Origin of the sequence: Desulfovibrio sp. (genome assembly GCF_019424165.1) — a bacterium.
GTDB lineage: Bacteria > Desulfobacterota > Desulfovibrionia > Desulfovibrionales > Desulfovibrionaceae > Desulfovibrio.
The window spans coordinates 51866-64983 of the sequence record NZ_JAHZAA010000010.1; the positions used below are offsets into that span (position 1 = coordinate 51866).

The 13118-nt window shown below is 58.6% G+C and carries 6 protein-coding genes; 5 read left to right on the plus strand and 1 reads right to left on the minus strand.

Features of this window, described 5'->3' with window-relative positions:
- Positions 1-291 precede the first annotated feature (291 nt).
- The 3 genes from QZ377_RS05700 (at position 292) to QZ377_RS05710 (ending at position 8012) form a co-directional block, all read left to right on the plus strand.
- The gene (locus tag QZ377_RS05700; RefSeq protein WP_291440232.1) at positions 292-3714 is read left to right on the plus strand and encodes a UvrD-helicase domain-containing protein; all 3423 of its coding nucleotides are present in this window, start codon (positions 292-294) and stop codon (positions 3712-3714) included.
- Complete coding sequence (locus QZ377_RS05705) at positions 3707-6709, plus strand: PD-(D/E)XK nuclease family protein (RefSeq protein ID WP_291440233.1); 3003 nt, start codon at positions 3707-3709, stop codon at positions 6707-6709. The genes QZ377_RS05700 and QZ377_RS05705 overlap by 8 nt, the downstream gene beginning before the upstream one ends.
- Before the next feature lie 160 nt (positions 6710-6869).
- Positions 6870-8012, plus strand: coding sequence for a nitronate monooxygenase (locus QZ377_RS05710; protein WP_291440234.1), 1143 nt, complete (start codon positions 6870-6872; stop codon positions 8010-8012).
- 462 nt (positions 8013-8474) lie between these two features.
- On the opposite strand, the gene QZ377_RS05715 is transcribed toward QZ377_RS05710, so the two are convergent.
- The gene (locus QZ377_RS05715; RefSeq protein WP_291440235.1) at positions 8475-9284 is read right to left on the minus strand and encodes a phosphoribosylformylglycinamidine synthase subunit PurQ; all 810 of its coding nucleotides are present in this window, start codon (positions 9282-9284) and stop codon (positions 8475-8477) included.
- 261 nt (positions 9285-9545) lie between these two features.
- Between QZ377_RS05715 and QZ377_RS05720 the strand changes: the two genes are divergently transcribed.
- A complete protein-coding gene (locus QZ377_RS05720; RefSeq protein ID WP_291440236.1) occupies positions 9546-11189 on the plus strand; it encodes a CTP synthase in 1644 nt (547 codons plus the stop codon).
- Between the two features lie 304 nt (positions 11190-11493).
- Positions 11494-12918, plus strand: a complete 1425-nt coding sequence (gene rpoN / locus QZ377_RS05725) for an RNA polymerase factor sigma-54 (RefSeq protein WP_291440237.1) — start codon at positions 11494-11496, stop codon at positions 12916-12918.
- The last annotated feature ends 200 nt before the right edge of the window (positions 12919-13118 follow it).

Sequence of the window (13118 nt, forward strand, 5' to 3'; positions counted from 1 at the left end):
ACGGTGGTTTGGCATGATTGTAGCCCGGCAGCCAGCACTATAGGCTTCTCTAGCCGTCTGTAACAAAAATAGACTGGCCATATAAATATGCAGCCGCTGCCGGGCGCTTTCAGCCAGCGCGGCGAGCGCGCTGTGCCACGCTGCTTTTCCGGCACGTCTTTTCTTCAGGAAGTACGGGCGGACGTGCAAGAACGGCAGCCATACAGCAGTATCCAGGCTGCGGCCCGGGCCGCAACCCATGTGGTGATATACCGGAGCCAAACGGCCCGGTGCGAAAACACGAGAATATTCATGCAGCATCTGCGTCAGGTCAAAGCCTCCGCCGGGTCCGGAAAAACCTATGAATTAACACGCTGTTTTTTACAGCGCCTTGTGGCTTGCGGCGCTCCCGGCGCGGCGGCCTCACCGGCCTGCGCCCTGAGCAGCAGCGGCCCCTGCGGCTGGGGCGACATACTGGCTGTCACGTTTACCAATGCCGCCGCCACCGAAATGCGCGAACGCGTCATCCGGCAGCTTAAAAGCGCGGCCCTGGGACAGCCCATGCAAGGGTTGGAGCTTGATTCTGCTTCAGCCGGACGCTGGGTGGATGCCATCATGCGCGATATGAGCGCGCTGAACATACGCACCATCGACAGTCTGCTGCACCTTATCGTGCGCGCCGCCGCTCTGGACCTTCGCCTGCATCCGGACTTTCAGCCCGTCTTCGCCACCGAAGAAGCGCTTACGCCCTATCTGGACCTCCTGCTGGAAAAAGCCTGGCAAGGGGATGAAAATATGCGCGGCCTTTTGCGGCAGGTTTGCCGGGCCATGGTTCACCACGGGCAAAGCAAGGGGTTTCTGGCAGGCGAAAAGCTGCTGCACCAGTTGCGCCCGCTTCTGGACAGCGCCCTGCTGGGCCGATACGGAGAACTCTCTTCTTATGAAGAGCTTGAGCAGAAGCTGATTGCTCTCAGCCGGGCCGCCAGACAGGCTGCCGACAACTTGCTGCGGGCAGCCGCAGCCGCGCGGCTGCCCTGGCTTGCCAATGCGGAAAAAGCCGTCATTGCCTGGGCTGGTGGAGAACATAAGCATTCGGCTTTTTTAACCAAAGACACCGCGGTCCAGCTTTTTAAAAAAGGCGCTGCTGCCGGCCCCGAAGTGGAGCACGCCTATACTGCTTTTTCTCTGGCGGCCCAGGCCTGCATGCAGGACGGGCAACTTTTGCGGCAGGCCCTGCGCCTTGAGCCGTCCATACGCATGGCGCGTATTCTGGCGGACGCCTTCCTGCATAATCAGGAACAGGAAGGCACGCTCCCCGGCCTGCTTGTTCCTCATATGGCGCATGAAGTGCTGTCCGGCGCTCACGGTGTGCCGGAAACGCTCTGTCGCCTTGGCGCGCGCCTTACCCACTACCTTGTGGACGAGTTTCAGGATACCAGCCAGGAGCAGTGGCGGGCGCTGCGCCCCCTGGTGGAAGAAGCTCTGTCACGTGGGGGGTCCCTCACCTGGGTGGGTGATGTAAAGCAATCTATCTATGGCTGGCGGGACGGCGACCCGGAACTTTTTGACGGCATCCTTGAAGACAGGGGGCTTGCCGCCGTGGCCGCCACCACGGCCCGCGACAGCCTGCCGTTCAACTGGCGCAGCCGCCGTCAGGTGGTTGAGCATAACAATGCCCTTTTTTCCCTTCTGGAGCAGGCGGAGACGGCTAGGGCCGTCATGAGCGCCCTTCTGCCGGGCGACATGCCTGGCGACCTGACTGCGGAAATAATGGACGCCTCTGTAACAAGCCTGCTCGGCGCTTTTGCCGGAACCCGGCAGGAATGCCCGGAGCACACACCTGACGGGGGCCTTGTGCAGGTGGAAGATATTGCGGCGGATTCCTCTGAAATGCTGCGCGAAGCCGTTTTTGACCGCCTGGGCCGCATCCTGCTTGATGATGTGGCCCCACAGCGCCCCTGGTCGGACGTGCTCGTGCTGGTACGCAGCAATGACGGAGCGGCCCGCATTGCGGACCATCTGGTACGGCTGGGCATTCCGGTCATTACTGAAAACAGCCTGCTGCTCTCGGCCCATCCCCTCATTGTCCAGACCGTGGCCCTGCTGGCCTTTCTTGACAGCCCCGATGACAATATCGCCCTGCTGACCGTCCTTACCGGAGAGATTTTTCACGGCCATCCCGAAGCTGCCGAGCTTGCGCATACCGACTTGCACGGCTGGTGCGCCCGTCAGAAAAAAGGCTTTCTGTACCAGAGTTTTCGCCAGCGCTGGCCGCATGTATGGCAGAGCCTGCTGGCGCCTTTTTTCAGCCAGTCCGGCCTGATGACGCCCTACGACACTGTGCTTGAATGGTATGCGCGTCTTCAGGTGGAACAGCGCTTTCCCGAGGCGGCAACCTTTTTACGCCGCTTTATGGAAGTGCTGCACAGCGCTGAAGAAAAAGGACTTGCGACGCTCTCCACCTTTCTGGAGCACTGGAATGCCAAAAGCCAGGAAGAAAAGGTTCCCATGCCGGAAAACATGAACGCCGTGCGGGTCATGACCGTGCACAAATCCAAGGGGCTTGAGGCTCCGGTGGTTTTCGTCCCCTTTACCGCGCTGAACATTTCCGCCTCGGACAAGCCCCTGCGTACGGAACGCCAGGGGCTGAGCATGATGGTGCGCAACCAGAAAGCGCTGGGCCGCCCCTACTATGAAGATCTGGCCCGTCAGGCCAGAGAGAGCCTGAACCTGCTCTACGTTGCCTTTACCCGTGCAAGAGACGCCCTGTATGTTTTTCGCACTTCGGCCAAAAGACAGTCACCGGTACTTGCGGGGCTGGATATTCTCTGGGAACGCGCCGGGCTACAGCCTCCCTATGCCCTGGGCAGCCTGCCCCCGTCCGCTGACGCGCCACAGGGCAGCCACGCGCATGCGGCTATGGATACGGATATAAGCGCAGACTGCACATTGCCAGCCAGCCCCGTCTGCGGCCACACGGCAGGCCCGGGCATATCCCCGACGGACGGCATGCAGCAAGCGGACGGCACAGCCGATGCGCCGGGGATGTTACCCGCTGCCGCGCCTGCCTCCGCCCACACCCCCTCCATTGGTGCAGATCAGGAATACGGCGCTTCTTCCCCGGAACATACGGCGGATGATGCTGAAGACTGGCGCCCCATGCAGTGGCTGCCACGCCTGAAGATTTTTCGCAATCCCATGGCCGCTTTTGATTTTCAACCTGAAGACAGGGGCAACCTGCTGCATTTCTGCCTGGAACACCTGCGCCTTACCGGCAGCCTGCGTGAAGACGCCCAGGCGGCCCTGAACTTCGGCCTGCGGCATTACCCGTTGCCAGTTCCCGATGATGCGGCCCTGCGCCACGGCGCATTTGAAGCGTTGTACTGGTTTGCAAGCCAGCCGCAGAGCGCGCGCTGGCTCGCCAACGGCTGGCCCGAGCATTCCATAATGACCGCCCAGGGGCAGCTTTTGCGCATGGACCTGCTGGTCCACGAACCCTGGGGACTGCTGGTCATTGATTATAAAAGCGGGCAATCCGAAGCCGCGCATGTGGAGCAGGTACGCAAATATCTTGGTGGTCTGCTTCTGGGGCGCGAAAATACCAATACCCCCGTCATGGGCCTGCTGGTGTATCTTGACCAGCGCCGTTTTCGCCTGGTGACGCCGGACGGCGCGTCGGAACTGACCCCTCACTGCGACGGTCTTTTGCCCGCAGAGGATTATTTCCATGAGTAGTTCGCCTTTTTTGATTTTTCCCTGGCAGCGCCCCTTTCTGCCTGCCCTCAAGGAGCATCTGTACGAAATCACGGGCGGATGCCCCGGTTCCGCCCTGATTATTGTGCCGCACAACCGCCCCTGGCGGTATATGGCGCAACTCTACGCCGCAGATGGCTATACGGGCCTGTTGCCCAAGGTTCTGCCCCTGGCCGATGCTGTGGGCATCTGGCGGTCCTCAGGCAGCGCCGCCCCCCTGCACACAGCCAATACGCTGGACCGCGTTGCCCTGCTGCATGCCTGTGTCAACACACTGTCGCGCGATGACGAAACGCTTGCCGCCCGTTTTGCCCGTATGGACATGGCCCTCTTTCTGCCCTGGGGGCTGCGCCTGGCTGCCCTGCTGGAAGAAATGTACGGGCAGATGGTGGAAATCAGGGATCTTGCCCATGTTGAGGATGAAGTAGCCGCGCCTGCGGCCGCCCTGCTGGGCGCTCTTGGCCGCATCAGCCACGTTTATGAATCCGCCCTGCTGGAAAAAAACTGGACGACGCCCGGCCTTGACCTTCTCAACCTGGCGCGCGGCGATGCCCCCATCCCTCCGCTGCTGCGCCCCCAGGATGGCCGTCCCGTACTGGTGGCGGGCTTTTATCTGCTCACGGGCGGCGAAGACCATTTGCTGCGCCGCCTTTGGCAGGCCGGGGCGGGCATCTGCCTGCATGGCGATCCGGCCCTTGCTGAAAACGGCCGCCCGCACTGGGCCTGTGAGGAGCTTGCCACGTGGATGCGCCGCTGGAAAGCACGGGCGAACGCCGCCCTGCAACTTGATGAAGATGAAAAAAATCATCGTCCCGAATACCGTTTTTTTGCAGGTTATGACTGTCATTCACAGCTTGCCGCCCTGCGCCGCGACCTGAAACACGCCGACGAGACTGCCCGCGGGACGGAAAAGAGCACAGGCACTGAAAACAACGGCAGCTCCAGCCCTGTGGAATCTGCGCATTCCACGGCCATTGTGCTTACGGACAGCTCTTTGCTCATGCCGGTGCTGCACCATCTGCCGCATAAAGACGTCAACGTGTCCATGGGCTATCCGCTGGAGCGGTCCCCGCTGAACCGCCTGCTGGATGGCCTGCTGCGCCTGCAGGCTACCAGAAGCGATGAAGGCCGCTACTACTGGCGTCATCTTTTGCAGTGCCTGCGCCATCCATACGTAAACATGCTGCGTACCCGCGATGCGTACGGGCAGCCCCTGCTGCTGCGCGACGCCCTGCGGCCGCTGGAGCGCATCATCCGCGAGGGAACCCGCTTTGTGGACCTGGATGAGGTTATTCTGGAGTGTCGGGGGCAGTTGCCCGAAGCACTGGCCCACCTGCTTGAAGAAACACTGGATGCTCTTGTGCGCGCGCCAGCCGGGGCCGTAACCACAGAAGACATGGCCCGTGTGCTGCATGGTCTGTGCTCCTTCCTGCGCTGTCGGGGCGACGATCTGTGGAAGCACTTTCCCCTGGACGCCGAGGCCATGTACCGGCTCATGCGCCAGACCGTGCCTGTTCTGCGTGAAAACCTGCTGGCCCGCACGCCCTTTCCCCTGACCACCCTGCACGGCATGACCCGCGAGGTTCTCGGGCAGGAGCGCGTGCCTTTTGAGGCCGATCCTCTCACGGGGTTGCAGGTTCTCGGCATGCTTGAAACGCGCTTGCTGCATTTCGGGCGTGTATTCATCGTGGACGCCACGGACGACAGGCTGCCCGGCAATCCCGCGCAGGATCCTCTTTTGCCGGATTCTTTGCGGCAGGTTCTGGGCCTGCCCGATTCCCGCCGCCGCGAAAGGGCCGCCGCGCACACCCTTTACCGCCTGTGTGCCGGAGCGCAGGAAGTTTCTTTTTTCTGGCAGGAGGGCATCAGCCGTTCAAGCCTTTTTGACGGCAAAAAAAGCCGCAGCCGTTTTGTGGAGCAGTTGCTTTGGCAGGAAGAACAGGCCCGCGGGGCCGTGCTTGCCCCCGGTGAGCCGCCGCTGGAAACCGCCGCATGCGAAGTTCGCGCCGCAGCATCGGAGGAAAAACAGCTTGAGCGCAGCGCCGACATGAATGATGCGCTGGCGCGTTTGTTGCGCGAGCCGCTGTCCGCCACCAGACTGGACGTTTACCTTCAGTGCCCCCTGCGTTTTGCATGGCAGTATCTGTGCGGGCTGCGCCCCCCCAAGGAAATCAATGAGGGAGATGATCCCGCCGCCGTGGGAACCTGCATTCATGACACGCTCAAGGCCCTTTACGAACCGTATCTGAATAAAACGGTACGGTCCGGCGATATCTCTGCCGAAACGGTCCGCGCCCGTTTTTATGAACAGCTTGAGGCGCACGGCCTGCGCAAACTGCTGCCCGCCGACAGTTGCCTGATGCTGGAAGAAGCCGCGCCCATGCGGCTTATGCGCTTTCTTGAAAACCAGCCCGCCAACGTGACCATCATGGCACTGGAAAAAGAACTCAAGGTCCCCCTGCGGCTGGCAGGGCGCGATTATGCTTTTGTGGGCGCAATGGACCGCGTGGACAAGCGTGACGGGCTGTTCTACGTGCTGGACTACAAAACCGGCGGCATTAAAAAACTTGATGGCAGCCTGTGGACAGACCTGGCCTTTTTTTCCCGTGCCGGTCAACTGTGCGACACCCTGACCCCTGCGCAAGAAGCCGGTGAAAGCCACCTGCAACAACTGGAAGAGCTCTTCAGCCAACTGCGGGAACGCCTGCCGAGCTTACAGCTTCCCTGCTATCTGGCCATGGCACAGGCCAGCGGCATGACTCCTCTGAGCGATGCGGCCCTGGTGGAGCTGCGCGATGACGGCAGGGAGCATCCCCTGTTCGGCGGCCTTGTGGACGAAGACCTTGATGCGGCTCTTGGCTTTTGCCGCACAGCACTGGCTCTGCCCCTGCTGCATATGGAATATTCGCCCTGCTTTGCGGCACGCCCGGACAAGCATTGCCGCTGGTGTCCCTATGCGGGCTTATGTTCTGTATAAGTGCCGGACCCTTGGCGCGCTTCACAAAAGAGACGTTTCACCTGTTGCGTCTTGAGGATTTTACGGCTATTGTTTCGCCTAATTTCCATACGGGGCATGCCTGAGAACCACCAACGGGGGCGGGTGGGCTTGTCCTACAAGTCAGGACGGAGGTCTTGAAATGTCTTTTCCCGCACTTAAAATAGGTAATCTCACCGCCAAGATCCCTGTAATCCAGGGCGGCATGGGTGTAGGCATATCACTTTCAGGCCTGGCTTCGGCCGTGGCCAATCAGGGCGGCATCGGCGTTATCGCCGGAGCCATGATCGGCATGAAAGAACCGGACGTGGCCAAGGACCCCTTGACCGCCAACCTGCGCGCGCTGCGCAACGAAATCGAAAAAGCACGCCAGATGACCAGCGGCATCGTGGGCGTCAACCTTATGGTGGCACTGACCACTTTCAGTCAGATGGTGCGCACTACCATTGAAAGCAAGGCAGACATCATCTTTTCCGGTGCAGGGCTGCCCCTGGATATGCCCAAGCACCTTTTTCAGGCCTGCGAAGAAAAAAAAGAAGAATTCAAAACCAAGCTCGTGCCCATAGTTTCTTCGGCCCGGGCAGCGTCGGTTATTGCCAAAAAATGGATATCCCGCTTCAACTATGTACCCGATGCCTTTGTGGTTGAAGGTCCCAAGGCGGGCGGCCACCTCGGCTTCAAGGCCGAAGAACTGCACGATCCGGCCCACTCCCTTGAGGTGCTGGTTCCTGAAGTGGTGGAGGCCGTGAAGTCTTTTGAAGACAAGTACGGCAAGGCCGTTCCCGTTATCGCCGCTGGCGGCGTGTACTCCGGCGCGGATATCAAAAAATTTCTCGACCTCGGAGCCTCAGGCGTACAGATGGGAACCCGCTTTGTGGCTACCCACGAATGCGATGCCGACGAGCGCTTCAAACAGTCCTATCTGGCGGCCACGGCTGAAGACATCACCATCATCAAAAGCCCGGTGGGCATGCCCGGCCGCGCCCTGGACAACGGATTCATCCATGCCGCCCGCGAAGGCAACAAAAAGCCCTTCAAGTGCATCTTCCACTGCGTGCACACATGCGAACAGGAAAAAACTCCCTACTGCATTGCCCAGGCGCTTATCAATGCCATGAAGGGCAACCTTGAGCGCGGTTTTGCCTTTTGCGGCGCAAACGTGTCGCGTGTAAACAAGATTACGTCTGTACGCGAACTTATGGACAGCCTGCAACACGAGTTTGACGAAGCCATGTCCTCGTTGAGCAAGAGTGTGCAAAACATGTTCCACAACGGCAAAAGTTAAAAAACGAATCCTTCGTGGCCGCAAGCAAAGGCACCACTGCATACAAACAAAATCCCCTGGCAAAGCCAGGGGATTTTGTTTGTTCAGGGCAATTCCCCCTTGTAACCGCCCCTGGCTTATGCCTCAGATGGTTACAAGAGAGCGGGTGGGCACTGTATCTTGCTGTTTATTTTCCAGATCATCGACCGGTCTCGCTGTTGCCATTGCGCAGCACGAGGAAGGCAGGCCACCGCGGAAAGGCCAAAGCTCCCACAACAGAAGCCACACTGCCCTCACGGCTGCATGACAGTTGATGACCTTGCGGTGTTCCGGAAGGAGTGCAGAGGGAGCCTGTCAGGGGTACTACCCCCTGACAGGCTCCCTCTGCCACATGCCGCGCAGGCGGCAAAATGAAAACGATCAGGGCATTGGAAACATGAGCCGCCCTAAAAACCTTGAAAATGGTCCTTACCGTAAAAACGCTTACTGCCCACGCAGATAACGCACGGCATTGACGAACAGAAGCGTTCCGGGCGGGTCCAGCTCACCGCGCGTCCAGGCGGGATGGTTGGTCACATGATGGAAGGCTTCCGGATGCGGCATAAGGCCAAGCACCCGGCCCGTGGGATCGGTCAGGCCGGCAATGGCCAGGGCCGAACCGTTGGGATTGAGCGGATATTCCTGCGTAGGCTGCCCTGTTTCGGGGTCCGCGTATTGCAGGGCGATGAGGCTCTCTTCCTGCAGGCGGCGCAGGCAGTCTTCATCACGGGGTACAAGTTTGCCTTCACCGTGGCGCACAGGCATGCACAGCATGGGCATGCCTTTTGTGAAAACACAGGGGCTTTTTGCATTGGGCAAAAGGTGAACCCACCGGTCTTCATAACGGGCGGAATCGTTATGGCCCAGCGAAACCTGGCGCTCAAAACGCACGCCGCCAAGGGCGGGCAACAGGCCCAGTTTGGCCAAAAGTTGAAAACCGTTACAAATTCCGAGAATGAGCTTGCCCTCATCCAGAAAGTCGCGCAAACTCTGCAGCAGGGGAACGCCCTGCGCATCCTTCAGATAACGCCAGCGCATTACCGCGGCCTGAGCCGCCCCCAAATCATCACCATCCAGAAAGCCGCCGGGGAAAACCAGAAAATGGTAGTCAGCCAGACGCACCTTGGCCGCTACGATGTCTGAAAAATGGACCACATCAGCCCTGTCTGCACCAGCAAGACGGGCCGCATGGGCCGTTTCCAGATGAGAATTTGTTCCGTAACCGGTGATGACCAGTGTATTGACCGTGCCCATGCGGGTAAAGCCTCCTTGGCTTGCAGCAGATCTTTCAGAGTGCGGGCAAGTGCGTACCAGGCGCGCACCGCGCGGCCCGTGGGCCGCAATGAGCCCGCACCCCAAGAGCCGCCGGTAAAGCCAGGCCGTACCCGCGCACGCTGAAGAGGGAATATCACACTACGTACCTTGTTTTCGATAGTCAATGCTAGCCAAAAAAATCATTTTGGGCTATGAACTCGGGGTTGTACCAAAAAGCGATCAAGAATCAAGGTGGAGGCCATGAAAACTAAATTTATCTTTGTGACGGGCGGAGTACTGTCATCCTTGGGCAAGGGCCTGGCGGCCGCCTCGCTGGGCGCGCTGCTGCAAACCCGTGGCCTTTCGGTAACAATACAGAAGCTCGACCCGTATATTAACGTTGACCCCGGCACCATGAACCCTTTCCAGCATGGTGAGGTTTTCGTCACTGATGACGGGGCTGAAACCGACCTGGACCTGGGGCATTACGAGCGCTATCTCAATGTGCCCATGTCGCGGAAGAACAATACCACGTCAGGGGCCATCTACAACCAGGTTATCGCCAAGGAACGTCACGGCGACTACCTGGGGGCCACTGTACAGGTCATCCCCCACATTACGGATGAAATCAAAGCTGTGGTTCTTTCCCTGGCCGAAGGCGAGGATGCTCCGGACGTCGCCATCATTGAAATAGGCGGCACTGTGGGTGATATTGAGGGCCTGCCCTTTCTTGAAGCCATACGCCAGCTGCGCTCCGAACTGGGACGCGACAACTGCCTGAACATCCACCTGACCCTGGTTCCCTACTTGCGCAGCGCCGGTGAGCACAAGACCAAGCCCACCCAGCACAGCGTAAAGGAACTGCTCTCCATCGGCATTCAGCCCGATATCATCCTCTGCCGCTGCGAACAGAGCATCCCTGAAGAACTGCGCCGCAAGATCGCCCTGTTCTGCAATGTGGATCAGGATGCCGTGTTCTCTTCGGTGGACGTGAACAATATCTATGAAGTGCCGCTCAAATTTTATGCGGAAGGCTTTGATCAGAAAGTGGCCATCATGCTGCGCCTGCCTGCGCGCAATGCCCAGCTTGACGCATGGGAAAAACTTGTCAGCGACAGCGACAATCCTCACGGCAAGGTCACGGTTGCCATCGTGGGCAAGTATGTAGACCTGAAAGAAGCCTACAAAAGCCTGCACGAAGCCCTCATTCACGGCGGCATTGCCAACCGTGTTCAGGTAGATCTGCGCTACGTCAATTCTGAAAATGTGGACGACAGCAACGCTGCCGAGCATTTCAAGGGCTGTGACGGCATTCTGGTTCCCGGCGGCTTCGGCTATCGCGGCGTGGAAGGCAAAATCGCGGCCATCCGCTTTGCCCGTGAAAACAAGATACCGTTCTTCGGCATCTGCCTCGGCATGCAGTGCGCGGTTATCGAATTTGCCCGCCACATGGCGGATATGGCCGATGCCAACTCCGAAGAATTTGACCACCGCTCCAAGCACAAGGTCATCTACCTCATGACCGAGTGGTACGACTTCCGCACCAGAAACGTCGAAAAACGCGATGCCGGCAGCGACAAGGGCGGTACCATGCGCCTTGGCTCCTACCCCTGCAAGGTCATGCCCGAATCGCGCGCCTTTGAAGCGTACAAGACCGATATGGTTGAAGAGCGCCATCGCCACCGCTATGAATTCAACAATGAGTTCAAGGAAGCTCTGGCGGAAAAAGGCATGATATTCAGTGGCACTTCGCCCGATGGCTCCTTGATGGAGATCATCGAACTGCCGGAACATCCGTGGTTTCTGGGCTGCCAGTTCCACCCCGAATTCAAGTCCCGCCCCATGAATGCCCATCCGTTGTTCCGGGAATTCGTCGGCGCGGCTAAAAAGCACGCCAAGGTCTGATCTCCGGCGTGAGGTCTTTCCCTCTTTGCTACCTTCGCGCGGGCCTCTGGCCCGCGCTTTTATTTGCAGGCGTGTTTAAAAGCGTAACAACACACTGAGAAAAATGAATTTTCACGGCATATTTCACGCGAATCGCCTGGAGACAAAAAGACGGCGGCCCTTTATGCAAAGTTTGATCCAACTAACCGTGCTTTCTTACTTTTGATAGTGCAACCTCTGGCTATTGCGTAATTTTTGCCACTATGGCACACTACTTGTAACCACAAATATAAGGCTTCTGGATTTTTCAAGGCGGAAAACGCACATGGCACTGGAACTTCGACAGCAATTAAAACTAGCTCAGCAGTTGGTGATGACCCCGCAATTACAGCAGGCCATCAAGCTGCTTCAGCTCTCGCGTCTGGAGCTTCTGGAGACCGTGCAGCAGGAGCTGCTGGAAAACCCCTTTCTTGAAGAATCCCAAGGAGACGACGCCGCGCAGGACCATGTGGAAGACCGGCGGGAAAGCGGTACGGAGGAAGTGTACGACAAGGATCTTGCCAAGGATGCCGACTGGGAGGACTACCTTGGCGAGTTCGCCAGCACTCCCCGCCTTGTACAGCCGCGCGAATACGAAGCCGCGGAAGACATCTCCCCCCTTGAAGCCCGCTACTCCGCCAAACCCACCCTTGAAGGGCATCTGCTCTGGCAACTCCGCCTCTCTTCCCTTACCGAGGCCCAGAAAGACATCGGCGAAATCATTATCGGCAACCTGTCTTCTGCGGGCTATCTGCAGGCCAGCATTGAAGAGGTCGCCCAGATGGCCCGGACGGAACCCGCCGAGGCACTGGCCGTGCTTGAGCGGGTACAGCTCTTTGATCCCGTTGGCGTAGCTGCCCGCGATGCCCGCGAATGTCTGCTGGTGCAGATACGAAGCCTCAAATATGACCGCGACCCCATCTTGCTCGAACTTGTCAACGCGCACCTTGAAGACCTTGAAGCCAAGCGCTACAAGCCCCTGCTGCGCAAGTTCAAGCTGGATATGGATGAGCTGAAGGAATACCTCGACATCATCCAGAGCCTTGACCCCCTGCCCGGAGCCAGTTTTGGCGGCGGTGAACCGGCCTACGTAAGCCCGGACGTGTTCGTGTATAAAATGGGCGATGAATTTATCATCCTGCTCAACGAAGACGGCCTGCCGCAATTACAGCTTTCCAACCTGACACAGATGGATATGGGGACCGCTTCGGACAAGGAAAAAGAATACTGTACGGAAAAAATGCGCTCGGCCACGTGGCTGATCAAGAGCCTGTACCAGCGCCAGCGCACACTGTACAAGGTGATGGAAAGCATTGTGCGTCATCAGCAGCCTTTTTTTGAAGAAGGCGTCACACGGCTGGCTCCCCTTATCCTCAAGGATATTGCCGACGACATCAGCATGCATGAATCTACCGTGAGCCGCATCACCACCAATAAGTACGTGGCTACGCCGCACGGCATCTTTGAACTCAAATTTTTCTTCAACAGCGGGCTTGAGCTGGACGACGGCAGCCAGGTCGGCTCCGAAAGCGTCAAGGCGCTTATTAAAAAGTTCATTGCCGAAGAAGACGCCAAATCGCCTCTCAGCGACGAGCGCATAGGCGAAATGCTCAAGGAACGCCTCAAGGTCAATATTGCCCGGCGAACAGTGGCCAAATACCGCACCGCCCTTGACATACCCTCATCCTCCAGGCGTAAGGAGCATTTCTGATCTTTCCGCCGCGTCACGGAACGTCTGTTCCGGCCGCCGCCACGGCGGATGACGCGCAAGATTGCGAAAAAAAGCCGTAAACCGGCGGTTTTTCGCTGCCCGCCCAAGGGCGGGACCTCGAGGTTGCCATGCCGGCAGCCGCCATCAAAAGGAGGATTATATGAATATCTCTTTTGCCTTCAAAAACTTTGAAGCCTCCG